This is a genomic window from Ideonella alba (genome assembly GCF_018069875.1).
GTDB classification, from domain to species: Bacteria; Pseudomonadota; Gammaproteobacteria; order Burkholderiales; family Burkholderiaceae_C; genus Ideonella; species Ideonella alba.
This window is the reverse complement of sequence record NZ_JAGQDF010000010.1, coordinates 24,435-43,135: the sequence shown is the minus strand read 5'-3', so window position 1 is coordinate 43,135 and position 18,701 is coordinate 24,435. Positions and strand designations below refer to the sequence as shown.

Here is an 18,701-nt window from a genome sequence, read left to right as displayed (position 1 = left end):
TACGGCCGCTGTGGGCAGCAAGACGTCAGCCCACCCAGCGGCGGGCGTTGCGGAACATGCGCATCCAGGGGCTCAGCGCGGTGAGGTCGCCGCCTTGCCAGCTGAACAGCGCATTGCGGAACACGCGCTCGGGGTGCGGCATCAGCACGGTGAAACGGCCATCGGGCGTGGTCACGCTGGTCAGGCCGCCGGGGCTGCCGTTGGGGTTGAGCGGATAGGTCTCGGTGGGCTGGCCGCTGCCGTCGACAAAGCGCATCGCACGCGCCACCTGGGTGGCGTCGCCACGCTGGCTGAAGTCGGCAAAGCCCTCGCCATGCGCCACGGCGATCGGCAGGCGGCTGCCGGCCATGCCCTGGAAGAAGATGCTGGGGCTGTCCAGCACCTCGACCATGGCCAGGCGGGCTTCGAACTGCTCGCTGCGGTTGCGGGTGAACTTGGGCCAGTGCTGGGCACCTGGGATGATGGGGCTGAGCGCCGCCATCATCTGGCAGCCGTTGCAGATGCCCAGCGCGAAGGTGTCGCTGCGACCGAAGAAGGCGGTGAACTGCTCGGCCAGCCGCGGATTGAACATCACCGAGCGGGCCCAGCCCTCGCCGGCCCCCAGCGTGTCGCCGTAGCTGAAGCCGCCGCAGGCCACGAAGCCCTTGAACTGCGCCAGCTGCGCGCCGCCCGACTGCAGGTCGCTCATGTGCACGTCGTGCGTATCGAAGCCGGCCAGTGCGAAGGCGTGGCTGGTCTCGACGTGGCTGTTGACGCCCTGCTCGCGCAGGATGGCCACCTTGGGGCGCGCGCCCAGGTTCAGGAACGGGGCGGCCACGTCGTCGGAGGGATCGAAGGACGGCGCCCAGTGCAGGCCGGCGTCATCGCCGCCGGCCAGCGCGTGCTCCTGGTCGGCGCAGGCGGGGTTGTCGCGCAGCCGGGCGATGCGCCAGCTGACCTCGTCCCAGGCCTGCTGCAGCGTGCGCAGCGGGGCGCTGAACTGCGGCTTGGCGTCGCGCCAGACCTCGACCACCCGCTTGTCGTTGGTCTTGCCCACCACGTGGCTCTGGCGGCTCAGGCCGTGGGCGCGCAGCGTGGCCAGCACCGCATCGCGGTCGGCGCTGCGCACCTGCAGCAGCACGCCCAGTTCCTCGTTGAACAAGGCCTTGAGGGTGAGTTCCTCGCGGCGGCCGCTGGTCTGGGCCGCCCAGTTCTTGGCGTCGCCGGTGTCGGCGCGGCTGTCGTGGATGCCGTCGCCTTCGGTGACCAGCAGGTCCACGTTCAGGCTGACGCCGCGCTGGCCGGCAAAGGCCATCTCGCAGGCCGCCGCCCACAGGCCGCCATCGGAGCGGTCGTGGTAGGCCAGCAGCCGGCCCTCGGCGCGCAGCTGGTTGACGGCGGCCACAAGGGCCTTGAGCTGGGCCGGATCGTCCAGGTCAGGCACCTGGTCACCGAACTGCTGCAGCGTCTGCGCCAGGATCGAGCCGGCCATGCGCGCACGGCCGTTGCCCAGATCGACCAGCACCAGCGTGGTGTCACCCTCCTGCAGCTGCGGCGTCAGCGTGCCGCGGATGTCGTCCAGCGTGACGAAGGCCGAGACGATCAGCGACACCGGCGCCACCACCTGCCGGGTCTGCCCCGCGTCGCTCCAGCGGGTGCGCATCGACAGACTGTCCTTGCCCACCGGGATGCCCACCCCCAGCGCCGGGCAGAGTTCCATGCCCACCGCCTTGACGGTGTCGTACAGCGCGGCGTCCTCGCCCGGTTCGCCGCAGGCCGCCATCCAGTTGGCGCTGAGCTTGACGCGGGACAGGTCGATCGGCGCCGCCAGCAGGTTGGTGATGGCCTCGGCCACCGCCATCCGGCCCGAGGCCGGCGCATCGATGCTGGCCAGCGGCGTGCGCTCGCCCATGCTCATCGCCTCGCCGCGCAGGCCGCTGAAGTCGGCCAGCGTGACCGCGCAATCGGCCACCGGCACCTGCCAGGGGCCGACCATCTGGTCGCGGTGGTTCAGGCCGCCCACGGTGCGGTCACCAATGCTGACCAGGAAGCGCTTGCTGGCCACGGTGGGGTGGCGCAGCACATCGAGCGCGGCCTGCTCCAGCGCCACGCCGGTCAGGTTCAGCGGTGCCACCGGCCGGGGCAGACGCTGCACGTCGCGCTGCATCTTGGGCGGCTTGCCCAGCAGCACCTCCATCGGCATGTCGATCACGCGCTCGCCGCCGGGGCCGTCCTCCAGGATCAGCTCGGTCTCGTCGGTGGCCACGCCGACCACGGCGTAGGGACAGCGCTCGCGGCGGGCCATCGCGTCGAACGCATCCAGCTTGGCCGGGTCCAGCGCCAGCACGTAGCGCTCCTGGCTCTCGTTGCACCAGATCTCCTTGGGCGCCAGGCCGGTTTCCTCCAGCGGCACCTTGCGGATGTCGAAGCGCGCGCCCTTGCCGGCGCCGTCCACCAGTTCGGGGAAGGCATTGGAGATGCCCCCGGCGCCGACGTCGTGGATCGCGACGATCGGGTTGTCGACACCCAGCGTCCAGCAGTGGTTGATGACCTCCTGGGCGCGGCGCTGGATCTCGGGGTTGCCGCGCTGCACGCTGTCGAAGTCCAGCGACGCGGCATTGGTGCCCGCCGCCATCGAGCTGGCCGCGCCGCCGCCCATGCCGATGCGCATGCCCGGGCCGCCCAGCTGCACCAGCAGCGTGCCGGCGCCGAAGGGCAGTTTCTTCGTCTGGCCGTCGCTGATCGTGCCGATGCCGCCGGCGATCATGATGGGCTTGTGGTAGCCGCGGCGCAGCGCCTGGGCGCCCTCGCCCACGGTCTGCTCGAAGACGCGGAAGTAGCCGCCCAGGTTGGGTCGGCCGAACTCGTTGTTGAAGGCCGCACCGCCGATCGGGCCCTCGATCATGATCTGCAGCGCGCTGGCGATGTGCTCGGGCTTGCCGTAGGGCTGGGCCTCCCAGGGCTCGTCGGTGTCCGGCAGATACAGGTTCGAGACGCTGAAGCCGGTCAGGCCCGCCTTGGGCTTGGCGCCGCGGCCGGTGGCGCCCTCGTCGCGGATCTCGCCGCCGGCGCCGGTGGCCGCACCCGGGAACGGCGAGATCGCCGTCGGGTGGTTATGGGTCTCCACCTTCATCAGCACATGGGCCACTTCGTCACGCGGGCCATAGACCGGCGCGTCGGTGTAGCCCTGAGGCAGCCAGCGGGTGACCGGGCCGCCTTCCATCACCGCCGCATTGTCGTTGTAGGCGATGACGGTGCGCTGCGGGTTGAGCTTCTCGGTGTTGCGGATCATGCCGAACATCGACAGCGGCTGCGGCTGGCCGTCGATGATGAAGTCGGCGTTGAAGATCTTGTGGCGGCAGTGCTCGGAGTTGGCCTGCGCGAACATCATCAGCTCGACATCGCTGGGGTTGCGCCCCAGGCCCTGGAAGGCGGCCACCAGGTAGTCGATCTCGTCAGCCGACAGCGCCAGACCGAATTCGGTGTTGGCCGCTTCCAGCGCGGCACGGCCCTGGCCCAGCACGTCAACATGGGCCATCGGCTCGGCCGGCTGCTCGTCGAACAGGTGGCGGGCCGCATCGCGCTCGAAGGCCACGCTCTCGGTCATGCGGTCGTGCAGCAGCGCGGCGCAGGCCTGCAGTTCATCGGCGCTGAGCGCCTTGCTGGCCCCCGTCAGGCCGGCGATCAGGCCGTCCTTCAGGTGCAGGCGGAACTCGGTGACCCGCTCGACGCGGTGGATACCCAGGCCGCAGTTGTGGGCGATGTCGGTGGCCTTGGAGGCCCAGGGCGAGACGGTGCCCAGGCGCGGCATCACCAGCACCAGCGTGCCTTCGTCACCGGCGGTGCAGGGATCGCCGTAGTCGAGCAGGCGGGCCAGCTTGTCGGTGTCGTCGGCGGCCAGCGCCTGGTCGCTCAGCACCCAGTGCACATGGCGGGCGCTGACGCCGGTGATGCGCGGGCAGGCGGCCTGCAGGCGCGGCAGCAGCGCGGCGGCGCGGAACGCGGACAGGGCATTGCCGCCCTCGAAGTGCATCAGGTGATGGGTGTGGGCCATGGACGGGGCGCTTCCGGGGGGCGTCGGGGACGGTGGCGCACGATGACCCGCCCTGAGGCGGGGGCGACCGTCGGTGAAAACCCGGGATTCTACGGCGAGGTGAAATAATCACCCCTTATGGCAATCACCTTCAAGACCCCGGCCGACATCGAGATGATGCGCGTCGCCGGCCGCCTCACCGCCGAAGTGCTGGACATGCTGGCCGAGCACGTCAAGCCCGGCGTGACCACCGAGCAGCTCGACAAGCTGGCGCACGACATGATCGTGCACGAGCAGAAGGCGATCCCTGCGCCGCTGAACTACGCGCCCAGCGGCTACAAGCCCTACCCGAAGTCGATCTGCGCCTCGATCAACCACCAGGTCTGCCACGGCATCCCGAACGACCGGCCGCTGAAGAACGGCGACATCGTCAACCTGGACGTCACCGTGATCAAGGACGGCTGGCACGGCGACTCCAGCCGCATGTACGTGGTGGGCGAAGGCAGCATCGCCGCCAAGCGGCTGTGCCAGATCACCTTCGACGCCATGTGGAAGGGCATTGCCAAGGTGCGCCCCGGCGCCCGGCTGGGCGACATCGGCCATGCGATCCAGACCTTTGCCGAATCGCAGGGCTACTCGGTGGTGCGCGAGTTCTGCGGCCACGGCATCGGCCGCAAGTTCCACGAGGAGCCCCAGGTGCTGCATTACGGCCGCCCGGGCACGCTGGAGGAACTGGTGCCCGGCATGGTCTTCACGATCGAGCCGATGATCAACGCCGGCCGGCGCGAGATCAAGGAAATGGGCGACGGCTGGACCATCGTCACCAAGGACCGCTCGCTGTCGGCCCAGTGGGAGCACACGGTGGTGGTCACCGAGACCGGCTACGAGGTGCTGACGGTCTCCGACCGCACGCCGCCGCCGCCGTCCTTCATCACCGCGCCCGGCGCCTGATGTCGGCGACCGCGCCCAGCGCCGCGCTGTCGGTGGCGGAGCTGCGCACGCGCTTCCGCCAGGGCAAGGAGGCGCTGCTCACCCACTTCAAGGAGGCGCGCCCCAGCGCCACCAGTGCGCGCCTGCTGCTGCACGGCCTGGCGCGGCATGTGGACGCCACGCTGGTGCAGCTGTGGCAGGCCAGCGGCCTGCCCGCCGGGGCGGCCCTGGTGGCGGTGGGCGGCTACGGCCGCGGTGAGCTCTACCCCTACTCCGACGTCGACGTGCTGGTGCTGCTACCCGAGCCCGAGACCGATGCGGTGCGCGAGGCCGTCAGTGCGTTCATCACCGCCTGCTGGGACATCGGCCTGGAGATCGGCTCTTCGGTGCGCACCGTCGAGGACTGCGTGCGCGAGGCCCAGGCCGACGTCACCGTGCAGACCTCGCTGCTGGAAAGCCGGCTGCTGACCGGTCCGCGCCGGCTGTACCAGGCCTTTGCCAAGGCCACCGCCGAGGCGCTGGATCCGGCCGCCTTCCTGCGTGCCAAGACGCTGGAGATGCGCCAGCGCCACGTCAAGTACGAGGACACGCCGTACTCGCTGGAGCCCAACTGCAAGGAAAGCCCCGGCGGCCTGCGCGACCTGCAGGTGGTGATCTGGGTGGCCCGCGCCGCGGGCCTGGGCCGCACCTGGAGCGAGCTGGCCGCCAAGGGCCTGCTGACGCCCTTCGAGGTCAAGCAGCTGCAGCGCCATGAGGGCACGCTGCGCCTGATCCGCTGCCGCCTGCATGTGATCGCCGGCCGGCGCGAGGACCGCCTGGTCTTCGATCTGCAGACCTCGGTGGCCGAGAGCTTCGGCTACCAGTCCACCAAGGGCGCGCGCGCCAGCGAACAGCTGATGCACCGCTACTACTGGGCGGCCAAGGCGGTGACCCAGCTCAACCAGATCCTGATGCTGGGCATCGACGAGCGCGTCAGTGCCAGCGAGCAGGTGCCGATGCGGCCGATCAACGCCCGCTTCCTGGACCGCGGCGGCATGCTCGAGGTGGCGCGCGACGACCTGTACTCGGACAACCCGCACGCCATCCTCGAGACCTTCCTGGTCTACCAGCAGACCACCGGCGTCAAGGGCCTGTCGGCGCGCACGCTGCGCGCGCTCTACAACGCCCGGGGCGTGATGGACAGCCGGTTCCGGCGAGATCCGCTGAACCGCGAGCTGTTCATGGACATCCTGCGCCAGCCCGAAGGGCAGACGCACGCCTTCAGGCTGATGAACCAGACCTCGGTGCTGGGGCGCTACCTGTGGGTGTTCCGGCGCATCGTCGGGCGCATGCAGCACGACCTGTTCCACGTCTACACCGTGGACCAGCACATCCTGATGGTGCTGCGCAATGTGCGGCGCTTCTTCATCCCCGAGCACGCCCACGAGTACCCGTTCTGCACCCAGCTGGCCAGCCAGTGGGACAAGCCCTGGCTGCTCTACATCGCCGCCCTCTTCCATGACGTGGCCAAGGGCCGCGGTGGTGACCACTCCGAGCTGGGCGCCACCGAAGTGCGCCGCTTCTGCCGCGACCACGGCCTGGAGCCCGACGAGACCGAGCTGGTCGAGTTCCTGGTGCGCCACCACCTGACGATGAGCACCGTGGCGCAGAAAGAGGACCTGCACGACCCCGAGGTCATCCAGCGCTTCGCCCGCCGCATGGGCGACGCCCGCCACCTGACCGGCCTGTACCTGCTGACCGTGGCCGACATCCGCGGCACCAGCCCCAAGGTCTGGAACGCCTGGAAGGGCAAGCTGCTGGAAGACCTGTTCCGCTACACGCTGCGTGCGCTGGGCGGCGCCCCGCACAGCGCCGATGCCGAGATCGAGGCCCGCAAGCAGGAGGCGATGCAGATCCTCGCGCTGCACGCCGCGCTGCCGGGCACCGAGCAGCCGCTGTGGAAGACGCTGGACGTCAGCTACTTCGCGCGCCACGATGCCGCCGAGATCGCCTGGCACGCCCGCGCGCTGTGGCGCCACCTGGAGACCCAGGTGCCGCTGGTCAGTGCGCGCCCCTCGCCCATTGGCGAAGGCCTGCAGGTGCTGGTCTTCTCGCCCGACCGCGCCGACCTGTTCGCGCGCATCTGCGGCTACTTCGACGGGGCCGGCTTCTCGATCCAGGACGCCAAGGTCCACACCACGCGCAGCGGCTACGCGCTCGACACCTTCCAGGTGGTCAACCCCAACGCCGAGGACCAGAGCCCGGCCGCCTACCGCGACATGATCAAGCTGGTCGAGACCCAGGCCAGCGCCGCGCTGGCCAGCGACGGACCGCTGCCGCCGCCCTCGCGCGGGCGGGTGTCGCGCCGGGTGCGTTCCTTCCCGGTCAAGCCGCGGGTGGCGCTGCGACCCGACGAGAAGGCGCAGCGCTGGCTGCTCAGCGTCAGTGCCAGCGACCGCTCGGGCCTGCTGTACGCGATCGCCCGGGTGCTGGCCGCGCACCACATCAACCTGCAGCTGGCCAAGGTCAGCACGCTGGGCGAGCGCGTCGAGGACACCTTCCTGGTCAGCGGCGCCGAGCTGCAGCAGCCGCGGCTGCAGTTGCAGGTCGAGAGCGAGCTGCTCGACGTGCTGGCCGACGTGCGCTGAACGCCGAAGCTTGCTGCAGCTCAAGTCCCACCGCGACCGCTCTGACACCATGGGAGCCCTCTGATGCCCAACAAGTTGACCGAAAAGGCCGTGATCGAGTCACGCAGCTACAAGGTCCGCCGCATTCCGATGCTGCGGCCCCTGGGCTGGCTGGCGCGCGGCTGGGGCGACCTGATGAACTGCCCGGTGCCCGGCTTGCTGCATGGTGTGGCCGCCGCGCTGTGGGGAACCCTGGTCGTGGTGCTGGCGGCCGATCGCTTCTGGCTGCTGATTGGCGCCTTCACCGGCTTCCTGCTGGTGGCGCCGGTGGTGGCCACCGGCCTGTATGCGATCAGCCGAGCGCTTGAACGTGGCGAGCAACCCGACCTGGGCACCGCGTTGCGGGCCTGGAAGCCCAACGACCTGCGGCTGGTGGTGTTCGGCCTGCTGCTGGCGCTGGCCGGCACCGGCTGGGTGCTGACCTCGGCAGCGCTGATCTGGACCCAGACCGGTGCCAGCGTGCGCACGCCGATGGACTTCCTGCGCCTGGTGGTGCTGGCGCCAGGTGGTGCGCTGTTCGAAACCTGGATGGCGCTGGGCGCGGTGCTGGCGGCGCCGGTCTACGCCTCCAGCGTGGTGACCCTGCCGCTGCTGCTGGACCGGCAGATCAGCGTGCTCACCGCCGTCTTCGTGAGCTGGAAGACCGTCCTGACCCACCCCGCACCGATGGCCCTGTGGGCCTTCCTGCTGCTGGCCCTGAGCGGCCTGGGCATGCTGAGCGTGATGGTGGGCCTGGTGTTCGTGGTGCCCTGGCTGGCGCACGCCAGCTGGCATGCCTACCGCGACCTGGTGGACACCTCCGGGATGGCGGAGCGGTCCTGACATGCCCCCACTCTCACTTCGTTCGTTCCCCCCAAGGGGGCGCTCAGTCCCTTCGGAACGGCCGGGCGGGACTGACATGACATTTCCACGCTCACTTCGTCCGAAGCTCACAGAGAAGGCGCTCAGTCCCTTCGGAGCGGCCGGGCAACACTGACATGTTCGGCTACACGGAAGAACAAATCGCCTGGTTCGGCCTGACCTTCGGGGTCTCGGCCTTCATGCTGTACATGGTGTTCATCATCCTGCAGCTGGCGCGCGAGTCCAAGGCCGGCCGTTTCGGCACCTTCGTGCTGCTGCTGGGTCTGGGCGTGGGTCTGCTGGGCTTCGTGCTCAAGGGCATCATCAAGTACTTCATGGTCGGCATCGTCGAATGAACGCGCCCGACGAGGCCGAGCCGCAGCGCCACACGCTGTTCGACGATGCCCAGGCGCTGCTGATCGGCACGCTGTTCGTCAGCATCGGCCTGACCATGTTTCGCCACCTGGGTCTGATGACCGGCGGCACGGTCGGCCTGGCCTTCCTGGCTCACTACGGCAGCGGCCTGCCTTTCGGCCCGCTGCTGTTCGTGATCAACCTGCCCTTCTACTGGCTGGCCTGGCAGCGCCTGGGGCCGCAGTTCACGGTCAAGACGCTGTCGGCGGTGACGCTGCTGTCGGGCCTGTCGGAGCTGATGCCGCAGTGGCTGGGCTACAGCACGCTGAACCCCTTGTTCGCCGCCTTGGCCGGCGGATCGCTGATCGGCACCGGCTTCATCATCCTGTTCCGCCACCGCGCCAGCCTGGGCGGCTTGAACACCGTGGTGCTGTGGCTGCAGGAGCGCTACGGCTGGCGCGCCGGCATCGTGCAGCTGAGCATCGACGCCGCCATCCTGCTGGCCAGCTGGCCCTTCACCGACGCCCGCCGTCTGGCGCTGAGCGTGCTGGGCGCCGTGGCGATGAACTTCGCGCTGGCGGTGAACCACAAGCCCGGCCGCTACGTGGCCTACTGAAACGACACGGGCCGGCAATGCCGGCCCGAGATCGACTGTCTGGCTGGAACCCCCTCCCGGAGGGGGCAGGGGGAGCCCAACGGTCGGCCGAAGGCGGTCTGCATATGGGCGGACCGCCCTTGGGCGGTCAGCCCATATGCAGACCGCCGTTGCAGGAGAAGTCGGCGCCGGTGGTGAAGCCGGAGTCGTCACCCGCCAGCCAGGCCACGACCGAGCCGATTTCCTCGGGGGTGCCCAGGCGCTTGACCGGGATGGTGGCGATGATCTTCTCCAGCACTTCCGGCTTGATCGCACGGACCATGTCGGTGCCGATGTAGCCCGGGCTGACGGTGTTCACCGTCACGCCCTTGGCGGCCAGTTCCTGGGCCAGGGCCATCGTGAAACCGTGCATGCCGGCCTTGGCGGCCGAGTAGTTGGTCTGGCCGGCCTGGCCCTTCTCGCCGTTGACCGACGAGATCTGGATGATGCGGCCGAAGCCCCGCTCCACCATGTCCGCCACGACCTGCTTGGTCACGTTGAACATCGAGGTCAGGTTGGTGCTGATCACCGCGTCCCAGTCTTCCTTGGTCATCTTCAGGAACATGCGGTCCTTGGTGATGCCGGCGTTGTTGACCAGGACGTCGATCGGGCCATGCTCGGCCTTGGCCTTGGCAAAGGCCTCCACCGTGCTGTCCCAGTCGGCGACGTTGCCCACCGAGGCGTAGAAGGAGTAGCCCAGGGCCTTCTGCTCGCCCAGCCACTTGTCGAAGTCACGGCTCGGGCCGCAGCCGGCGATGACCTTGAAGCCATCCTTGGCCAGACGCTGGCAGATCGCGGTTCCGATGCCGCCCATGCCACCCGTCACATACGCCACTTTCTGTGCCATTGCTCTTGCTCCTCTAGAGATTCCATTGGGGTCCGGTGGGGTCATGATCTGCCCCGACCGGGAAGTCGCGGGTCCGTACTCACCCGCTCATGCACATCCACGCCCGGGTCAACCCGCGCGTGGTGACCAGGGATCAGCGCTCGACGGTCAGCGCCACACCCATGCCACCGCCGATGCACAGCGAGGCGATGCCCTTCTTGGCGTCACGGCGCTGCATCTCGTGCAGCAGCGTGACCAGGATGCGGCAGCCGGAGGCGCCGATCGGGTGGCCGATGGCGATCGCGCCGCCATTGACGTTGACTTTGTCGGTGTCCCAGCCCATTTCCTTGTGCACCGCGCAGGCCTGGGCCGCGAAGGCTTCATTGATTTCCAGCAGGTCCAGGTCGGCGGCCTTCCAGCCGGCGCGCTCCAGCGCCTTGCGGGCGGCCGGCACCGGGCCCATGCCCATGATGGCCGGGTCCAGACCGGCGCTGGCGTAGCTGGCGATGCGGGCCAGCGGCTTCAGACCCAGCGCGGCGGCCTTGGCGGCGCTCATCACCATCACCGCGGCGGCGCCGTCGTTGATGCCCGAGGCATTGCCGGCGGTCACCGAGCCGGCCTTGTCGAAGGCGGGGCGCAGGCCGGCCAGGCCTTCCAGGCTGGTCTTGCGGTTCAGGAACTCGTCGGCGTCGAAGACCACCGGATCACCCTTGCGCTGGGGGATGCTGATGCCGACGATCTCGTCCTTGAACTTGCCGGCGTCCTGGGCGGCAGCGGCCTTGCGCTGGCTGGCCAGGGCCAGTTCGTCCTGGGCCTCGCGGCTGATGCCGTACTGCTTGGCCACGTTCTCGGCGGTGATGCCCATGTGGTACTTGTTGTACACATCGAACAGGCCGTCGTTGATCATGGTGTCGACCAGCTTGGTGTCGCCCATGCGGGCGCCATTGCGGCTGTTCATCAGCACGTGGGGCGAGGCACTCATGTTCTCCTGGCCGCCGGCGATGATGATCTCGCTGTCGCCGTCGCGGATGGCCTGCGCGGCCAGCATCACCGCCTTCAGGCCCGAGCCGCAGACCTTGTTGATGGTCATCGCCGGCACCGCGTTGGGCAGGCCCGACTTGATCACCGACTGGCGCGCCGGGTTCTGGCCCGAGCCGGCGGTCAGCACCTGGCCCAGGATGACCTCGCCGATCTGCTCGCCGGCCAGGCCGGTGCGGGCCAGCAGGCCCTGGATCACCGCAGCACCCAGCTCAGGGGCGGCGACGCCGGCCAGGGAACCGCCGAACTTGCCCACGGCGGTGCGGGCGGCGGCAACGATGACGATGTCGGTCATGAAAGTCTCCTCAGGAAATGGCCACGGTCAGGCCGTGAAGTATGAATGCGTTGCGGGCTCGGCCGACTCAGGCCTTTTGCTTGACGTAGCGGCCCGGCGCCGGCTCGATGGCCTTGAACCTGGCGTTGCCGTAGGACTTGGGCGCGGCCACCTGCTTGCCGGCATGGCTGCCCAGCCACTGCGCCCAGTCGGTCCACCAGCTGCCGGGCATTTCCTTGGCGCCGGCCAGCCAGGCCTCGGCGGTCTCGGGCAGCTTGTCGTTCACCCAGTGGCTGCGCTTGCCGGCCGCCGGCGGGTTGATCACCCCGGCGATGTGGCCGGAGGCGCCCAGCATGAAGCGCTTCTTGCCCTTGAACACCTGGGTGGAGGCATAGGCGCCGGTCCAGGGGACGATGTGGTCCTCGCGCGAGGCATACAGGTAGACCGGCGCCTTGATCGCGCCCAGGTCGACCTTCTCGCCGCAGGTGGTCAGCGCACCCGGCACCTTGAGCTTGTTCTCGAGGTAGGTGTTGCGCAGGTACCAGCAGTACATCGGGCCCGGCAGGTTGGTCGAGTCGCTGTTCCAGTACAGCAGGTCGAAGGGCGGCGGGGTCTCGCCCTTCAGGTAGTTGCCCACCACGTAGTTCCAGACCAGGTCGTTCGGACGCAGGAAGCTGAAGGTGGTGGCCAGCTCCTGGCCCTTGAGCAGGCCGGGGCCCTGCGGCGCGCGCTCGCCGATGGTCATCTCGCGCATCTGGCACATCGGCTCGTCGACGAAGAGGTCGAGGATGCCGGTGTCGGCGAAATCGACGAAGGTGGTCAGCAGCGTGACCGACTCGGCCGGCTGCTCGCCGCGCGCCGCCAGCACCGCCAGCGCGGTGGACAGGATGGTGCCGCCGACGCAGAAGCCCAGCGTGTCGATGGTCTTGGCGCCGGTGATCGCCTGGACCGTGTGGATGGCGGCGATCGGGCCGTGCTCGATGTAGTCGTCCCAGGTCTTGGCGGCCATCGAGTCATCCGGGTTGCGCCAGCTGACCACGAACACCCGGTGGCCCTGCTGCACGGTATAGCGGATCAGCGAGTTCTCGGGCTGCAGGTCCAGGATGTAGTACTTGTTGATGCACGGCGGCACGAACAGCATCGGCCGCTCGTAGACCTTGGCGGTCAGCGGCTTGTACTCGATCAGCTGGAAGAACTCGTTCTCGAAGACCACCGCGCCTTCGGTGGTGGCCACGTTGCGGCCGACCTCGAACAGGCTCTCGTCGGTTTGCGAGACATGGCCCTGCTGCAGGTCGTGCACCAGTTGCTGCACGCCCTTGGAGATGCTCTCGCCGCGGCTTTCCAGCGCCTTGCGCTGGGCCTCGGGGTTGAGCGCCAGGAAGTTGCTGGGGCTCATCGCGTCGACCCACTGCTGCACCGCGAAGCGGATCCGGCCCTTGGTCTTGGCATCGCCCTGCACGCTCTCGGCCATCTGCATCAGCGTGCGGGCGTTGAGCAGGTACATCTGGGCGCTGAAGGCGCTGGCCGGGGTGGCGCTCCAGTCCTTGGACGAGAAGCGGCGGTCCTTGATCGGCGCAGCAGCGGCGGCCTCGCCACCCTGCATCGACTGCAGCGTGCCGTTCCAGATCAGCGTGGCTTCCTTCAGGTAGTCGGCCTGCAGCTTGGCGAGCGCGTCGCCGGGCAGGTTCAGCGCGCCCATGGACTTCATCAGGCCGCCAACGGCAGCGCCGAAGGCGTCGGCCGACTGCTGGGCTTGCGGACCGAAGGCGTCCAGGGTGGGCATGGCCGGCATCTTCACGCGCGTGTCTCCTCGATCATGTGGCCTGATCGGCCTGTGGTGTGTGGCAGCATTCTTCGGGCGCAAGCTTACCCCATGATGACTGAATTTTCCACCATTTGATTCTACTTTTCATAATTCGAAATGCACATCGTCGCCATCGCCTGGGGGTTCGTTGTCGTGATGATGGCCGCCGCGGAAGCCACGGCGCCCCGCGGCAGCCTGCTTGGCGCACTGTTCATCCTGCTGGGCTACGGGGTGCTGCCGCTGTGGATCCTGCTGTACATCCTGGGCACACCCTTGCGGCGGCGCGCGCGGCAGGCCGCCGAAGCGCCGGCTGAAAACGCCCGCTCAGGCGAGCCAGACCGAGGCCGCGTGGCGACCGGTGACCCGGTCCCGCCGGAACGAGAAGAAGCGTGACCGGTCGCTGACCGTGCACCAGCGTCCGCCGCTGACCTGGCTCACGCCCACCGCCGCCAGCCGCTGGCGGGCCAGCGCCGGCAGGTCGGCCCACCATTTCCCGGCCTCGCCGGTGGGGCGGAAGTGGGCCTGCGCCGAGGCACCGAAAGCGGCGCGCACGTCCTCGCCCACCTCGAAGGCCGTCGGGCCGATGCAGGCGCCCAGCCAGGCCTGCAGCGCGGCCGGGGCGCAATCGGCCGCGTCGCACAGTTCAGCCACCGTGGCCTCCAGCACACCGCCAGCCAGTCCACGCCATCCCGCATGCGCGGCACCCACGGCGACGCCCCGGACATCGGCCAGCAGCACCGGCAGGCAATCGGCCACCAGCACGGTGCAGGCCACGCCGCGCACGGTGGTGACCGCCGCATCGGCCTGGTGAAAGGGACCGCTGGCCTCGTTCAGGTCTGCCAGCCCCAGGCGCACGACGCGCGCGCCATGCACCTGATCCAGCCAGACCGGCCGCGCGGGAGCCATGACGGCCGCCCAGCGGCGCTGGTTCTCGGCAATGGCCAGCGGGTCGTCCACCGCATCGGCGCGCAGCCCAGAGGGCCGCAGGTTCAGCGCGTCGAACGGGGCCAGGCTGACCCCACCGGCCCGCGTGGACATGCCCCCGGCCACCCCGGCCGGCAACCCGTCAGCCCGCAGCCAGTCCTCAGGCCGCATCCGGGCACTTCTCGGGACGGGTGGATTCGAAGGCATCGAGCGCCATGCAGGCCTCGAAGACCCGCATCACCTGGGGCACGTGGTCCAGGCGGCAGTCAAAGCGCTGCGCGTTGAAGATCTGCGGCACCAGCAGGCAGTCGGCCAGCGTCGGCGTGTCGCCGTGGCAGAAGCGACCCGGACGGGCCACCAGTTGCCGCTCGACGGTCTCCAGGCCGGTCTCGACCCAGTGGCGGTACCAGCGGTTCTTGTCGTCCTCGCTGACGCCCATGGACTGCACCAGGTAGCGCAGCACGCGCAGGTTGTTCAGCGGATGGATCTCGCAGGCGATGTCCTGCGCCAGCGCGCGCACCCGGGCGCGGTCCAGCGGATGGGCGGGCAGCAGCGGTGGCTCGGGGTGGGTCTCGTCGAGGTACTCGATGATGGCCATCGACTGGTGCACCCAGGCGTCACCGTCGTGCAGCAGCGGCACCAGCCGGGCCGCGGACACGGCGGCGTAGGACTCGGCCGTCTGCTCGTTCTTCTGCAGGTGCACCGCACGGTAGTCGAAGGGCAGGCCCTTGAGCGCCAGCGCGATGCGCACGCGGTAGGACGCCGACGAGCGGAAGTAGTTGAACAGCTCGATCGCCATGGTCGCCGCGCCTCCGTGTCAGTCCACCACCACCGACAGCCCGCCCAGGCCGTCGATCTGCATGTCCATGCGGTCGCCCGAGACCACCGCCCCCACGCCAGCGGGCGTGCCGGTGTAGATCAGGTCGCCCGGCTGCAAGGCCCAGGCCTGGCTCAGCACGGAGATGGTCTCGGCCACGCTCCAGATCAGCTGCGAGACATCGGCCTGCTGGCGCACCTGGCCGTTGACGCTCAGGCTGATTGCACCGGTCAGCAACTCGCCGGTGGCGCTGATCGGGTGGATCGGGCCGATCGGCGCGGACTGGTCATAGGACTTGCCGATGTCCCAGGGGCGGCCCTGCTTCTTCATCTCGTTTTGCAGGTCGCGGCGGGTCATGTCCAGGCCACAGGCGTAGCCGAAGATGTGGCGCACGGCCTGCTCCACCGGGATATCGGTGCCACCGGTGCCGATGGCCACCACCAGTTCGGCCTCGTGGTGCAGGTTCTTCGTCTGCGACGGGTACGGGATGTGGCCTGTCTGGCCCGCCGCGACCGGCACCACGGCGTCGGCCGGTTTCATGAAGAAGAACGGGGGCTCACGGCCGGTGGCCCCCATCTCGATCGCGTGGTCCACGTAGTTGCGCCCGACGCAGTAGATGCGGTGCACCGGAAAACCCCGGCCGTCGATGGTGGGCACGATGACCGGTGGGGCCGGCGGAAAAATGACATCCATGGGCGGGTTCTCTCACTGACGAGGGCTGTGCAGCCGTCGATGATGCCATGCGGGCCGCTACACTCAGTGACATGTGGGCAGCCCGAACCATCCAGCATTGCCGCGCCTGCGGCGCGCCCACCCAGTACCAGGTGCCGGCCGACGACAACCGGCCGCGCGCCGTCTGCAGCGCCTGCGCCCTGATCCACTACGAGAACCCGCTGAACGTGGTCGGCACCGTCCCGGTCTGGGGCGAGCAGGTGCTGCTGTGCCGCCGCGCCATCGAGCCGCGCCACGGCCTGTGGACGCTGCCGGCGGGCTTCATGGAACTGGGTGAAAGCACCGCCGAGGGCGCGCTGCGCGAAACGGTCGAGGAGGCCGGCGCCCACGTCGAGCTGGACGGCCTGTTCACCGTGCTCAATGTGGTGCGCGTGGGTCAGGTCCACCTGTTCTACCGTGCCCGCATGCTCGACACCCACCTGGACCCCGGTCCCGAGACCCTGGAGGCCCGCCTTTTCCGCGAGGACGAGGTGCCCTGGGATGAACTGGCCTTCCGCACCGTGCGGGAAACCTTGACCCGATTCTTCGACGACCGACGTCGGGGTCAATTCGGCGTCCATTCCTCCGATATCGCCTGATGACGACCTCTTCGCCGCCCGAGCCGACCATGCCCGCTCCCGGGACACCCGCGCCCACCCCCACGCCAGCCGCCCCGGCCCCCGCCCCGGCGGTGGCTGCCACGCGCGTGGTCAGCGGTCGACTGCCGCCGCCGGGCCAGCGCGAGGATCTGCTGACGCCAGACCCGCTGCTCGACTGCCTGGTCGAGATCTGCCGGCTGCATGGCCACGGTGCCACCCGTGCCTCGCTCAGCGCCGGTCTGCCGCTGAACAACCAGGGCCGCCTGTCGCTGGACCTGGCCGAGCGGGCCGCCGCCCGGGCCGGCATGTACACCCGGCTGGAGCGCCAGCAGGTGCAGGCCATTGACGCCGCCGCGCTGCCCGCCATCCTGCTGCTGCAGGACGACAAGAGCTGCGTGCTGCTGGGCTGGACCGAGGCCGGCGAGGCCCGGGTGCTGCTGCCGGAAACCGGCCAGGGCGCGGTGCAGCTCAGCACCGAGCAGCTGGAAGCGCGCTACCGCGGCCTGGTGCTGTATGTGCGGCCGCATTTCCGCTTCGACGAGCGCGCGCCCGAGGTGCATGAGCGCGCCAAGGGCCACTGGTTCTGGTCGGCGCTGCTGGGTCAGCGCCACGTCTACCGCGACATCCTGCTGGCCGCCGGCCTGGTCAACGTGCTGGCGCTGGCGCTGCCGATGTTCACGATGAACGTCTACGACCGCGTGGTGCCCAACGCCGCCTATGAAACGCTGTGGACGCTGGCGGTCGGCGTGGTGATCGTGCTGCTGGCCGACCTGCTGCTGCGCAAGCTGCGCAGCCATTTCGTCGATGAGGCCAGCGCCCGCATCGACGTGGAGCTCAGCGCCCGCCTGATGGAACAGGTACTGGGCATGCGCCTGGAGAAGCGGCCGCAGTCGGTGGGCTCCTTCGCCTCCAACCTGCGCGGCTTCGAGACGGTGCGCGACGTCATCGCCTCGTCCACCGTGACCGCGCTGATCGACCTGCCCTTCGCCGCGCTGTTCCTGCTGGTCATCATCGTCATCTCGCCCTGGCTGGCCATTCCCGTGGTGGTGGGCTTTGCCGCGGTGATGGGCGCCGGCTGGCTGCTGCAGGACAAGCTTCAGCGGCTGTCGGAATCCACCTACCGTGCCTCGGCGATGCGCAACGCCACGCTGGTGGAGGCGCTCACCGGCATCGAGACCATCAAGGCGCAGGGCGCCGAGGGCGTGATCCAGTCGCGCTGGGAGAAGACCAACGTCTTCCTGGCCAGCACCTCGGTGCGCATGCGCGGCCTGTCGCAGGGCGCCGGCTACCTGACCAACTTCGTGCTGCAGCTGGTGACCGTGACCACCGTGGTCATCGGTGTCTACCTGATCGGCAACCGCATGCTGACGATGGGCGGCCTGATCGCCTCGTCGATGCTGGCCAGCCGCGCGCTGATGCCCGCCGGCCAGATCGTCGCGCTGCTGATGCAGTACCAGGGCGCGCGCACCGCGCTGACCGGCCTGGACGAGATCATGAAGAACCCGGTCGAGCGTCCGGCCGGCAAGGCCTACATCCACCGCGCCAAGCTGCGCGGCGAGATCGAGTTCCGCGGCGTGTCCTTTGCCTACCCCGGCCGCGACGACAAGGCGCTGGACAAGATCAGCTTCAAGGTCCAGCCCGGCGAACGGGTGGCGGTGATCGGCAAGGTGGGCTCAGGCAAGTCCACGCTGCAGCGCCTGCTGATGGGCCTGTACCAGCCCACCGAGGGCGCGGTGCTGATCGACGGCATCGACCTGCGCCAGCTCGACCCCGCCGACCTGCGCCGCAACGTGGGCTGCGTGTCGCAGGACGTGATGCTGTTCTTCGGCTCGCTGCGCGACAACATCACCTTCGGCCTGCCTTATGCGGATGACGGCTCGATCGTCGCGGCCGCTGAACTGGCCGGCCTGGGCGAGTTCATCAACCGCCATCCGCACGGCTTCGACCTCAACGTGGGCGAGCGCGGCGAGTACCTCTCCGGCGGTCAGCGCCAGGGCGTGGGCCTGGCCCGCGCCGCGCTGCACAACTCGCCGGTGCTGCTGCTGGACGAGCCGACCAGCGCAATGGACTTCTCCACCGAGGCCCAGATCACCCAGCGCCTGGGTGAGTTCACCCGCGAGAAGACCGTGGTGCTGGTGACCCACCGGACCTCGCTGCTGTCGCTGGTCAGCCGGGTCATCGTGGTCGATGGCGGACGCGTGGTGGCCGACGGCCCGCGCGACCGCATCATGGAAGCGCTGCAAAGCGGCCGCATCGCGAGGGCGGCATGAGC

Annotated in this window: 15 protein-coding genes; 8 read left to right on the top strand and 7 right to left on the bottom strand. The window is 69.3% G+C overall.

The annotated features are described in order from the left end of the window. Positions 1-25 precede the first annotated feature (25 nt). A complete protein-coding gene (gene purL, locus KAK07_RS16680; protein ID WP_210861999.1) occupies positions 26-4,033 on the bottom strand; it encodes a phosphoribosylformylglycinamidine synthase in 4,008 nt (1,335 codons plus the stop codon). 117 nt (positions 4,034-4,150) lie between these two features. On the opposite strand from purL, the gene map reads away from it, so the two are divergent. The 5 genes from map to KAK07_RS16655 all read left to right on the top strand — a co-directional run bounded on the left by map (position 4,151) and on the right by KAK07_RS16655 (position 9,418). Continuing rightward, positions 4,151-4,963: a type I methionyl aminopeptidase gene (map, locus tag KAK07_RS16675; RefSeq protein WP_210854411.1), complete on the top strand. Its 813-nt coding sequence runs from the start codon at positions 4,151-4,153 to the stop codon at positions 4,961-4,963. After that, positions 4,963-7,569, top strand: a complete 2,607-nt coding sequence (locus KAK07_RS16670; RefSeq protein ID WP_210854412.1) for a [protein-PII] uridylyltransferase — start codon at positions 4,963-4,965, stop codon at positions 7,567-7,569. The genes map and KAK07_RS16670 overlap by 1 nt, the downstream gene beginning before the upstream one ends. Positions 7,570-7,632: 63 nt before the next feature. Continuing rightward, positions 7,633-8,430, top strand: a complete 798-nt coding sequence (locus KAK07_RS16665) for a DUF2189 domain-containing protein (RefSeq protein WP_210854413.1) — start codon at positions 7,633-7,635, stop codon at positions 8,428-8,430. Between the two features lie 155 nt (positions 8,431-8,585). After that, on the top strand, positions 8,586-8,804 hold the full coding sequence (locus tag KAK07_RS16660) for a DUF2788 domain-containing protein (protein ID WP_210854414.1): 219 nt from the start codon (positions 8,586-8,588) through the stop codon (positions 8,802-8,804). Beyond that, positions 8,801-9,418 carry a YitT family protein gene (locus KAK07_RS16655; RefSeq protein WP_210854415.1) on the top strand — a complete coding sequence of 206 codons (618 nt, stop codon included), beginning with the start codon at positions 8,801-8,803 and terminating at the stop codon, positions 9,416-9,418. Before KAK07_RS16660 ends, KAK07_RS16655 begins: the two co-directional genes overlap by 4 nt. Before the next feature lie 127 nt (positions 9,419-9,545). Here the strand turns inward: KAK07_RS16655 and phbB are convergent, their stop codons facing one another. The 3 genes from phbB to phaC form a co-directional block, all read right to left on the bottom strand. Then, entirely contained in the window at positions 9,546-10,283 is a 738-nt protein-coding gene (gene phbB / locus KAK07_RS16650) for an acetoacetyl-CoA reductase (RefSeq protein WP_210854416.1), read from the bottom strand. Positions 10,284-10,416: 133 nt separating this feature from the next. After that, the gene (locus KAK07_RS16645) at positions 10,417-11,595 is read right to left on the bottom strand and encodes an acetyl-CoA C-acetyltransferase (protein ID WP_210854417.1); all 1,179 of its coding nucleotides are present in this window, start codon (positions 11,593-11,595) and stop codon (positions 10,417-10,419) included. Positions 11,596-11,662: 67 nt separating this feature from the next. Next, on the bottom strand, positions 11,663-13,366 hold the full coding sequence (phaC, locus tag KAK07_RS16640; protein ID WP_310740746.1) for a class I poly(R)-hydroxyalkanoic acid synthase: 1,704 nt from the start codon (positions 13,364-13,366) through the stop codon (positions 11,663-11,665). A 129-nt stretch (positions 13,367-13,495) separates the two neighbouring features. Between phaC and KAK07_RS16635 the strand changes: the two genes are divergently transcribed. Beyond that, positions 13,496-13,771, top strand: coding sequence for a hypothetical protein (locus tag KAK07_RS16635; protein ID WP_210854418.1), 276 nt, complete (start codon positions 13,496-13,498; stop codon positions 13,769-13,771). Here the strand turns inward: KAK07_RS16635 and pgeF are convergent. The 3 genes from pgeF to KAK07_RS16620 are packed head-to-tail and all read right to left on the bottom strand — an operon-like array spanning position 13,703 to position 15,812. Beyond that, positions 13,703-14,416, bottom strand: a complete 714-nt coding sequence (gene pgeF, locus KAK07_RS16630; RefSeq protein WP_210854419.1) for a peptidoglycan editing factor PgeF — start codon at positions 14,414-14,416, stop codon at positions 13,703-13,705. The genes KAK07_RS16635 and pgeF overlap by 69 nt on opposite strands. A gap of 46 nt (positions 14,417-14,462) precedes the next feature. Further along, on the bottom strand, positions 14,463-15,095 hold the full coding sequence (gene maiA, locus KAK07_RS16625; RefSeq protein WP_210854432.1) for a maleylacetoacetate isomerase: 633 nt from the start codon (positions 15,093-15,095) through the stop codon (positions 14,463-14,465). Positions 15,096-15,119: 24 nt separating this feature from the next. Beyond that, positions 15,120-15,812 (bottom strand): fumarylacetoacetate hydrolase family protein, encoded by a 693-nt coding sequence (locus KAK07_RS16620; RefSeq protein WP_210854420.1) that lies wholly within the window; start codon positions 15,810-15,812, stop codon positions 15,120-15,122. A 71-nt stretch (positions 15,813-15,883) separates the two neighbouring features. Between KAK07_RS16620 and KAK07_RS16615 the strand changes: the two genes are divergently transcribed. Both KAK07_RS16615 and KAK07_RS16610 read left to right on the top strand, forming a co-directional pair. Further along, a complete protein-coding gene (locus tag KAK07_RS16615) occupies positions 15,884-16,429 on the top strand; it encodes an NUDIX hydrolase (protein ID WP_210854421.1) in 546 nt (181 codons plus the stop codon). Then, positions 16,429-18,699 carry a type I secretion system permease/ATPase gene (locus KAK07_RS16610; RefSeq protein WP_247661136.1) on the top strand — a complete coding sequence of 757 codons (2,271 nt, stop codon included), beginning with the start codon at positions 16,429-16,431 and terminating at the stop codon, positions 18,697-18,699. Before KAK07_RS16615 ends, KAK07_RS16610 begins: the two co-directional genes overlap by 1 nt. Positions 18,700-18,701 lie beyond the last annotated feature (2 nt).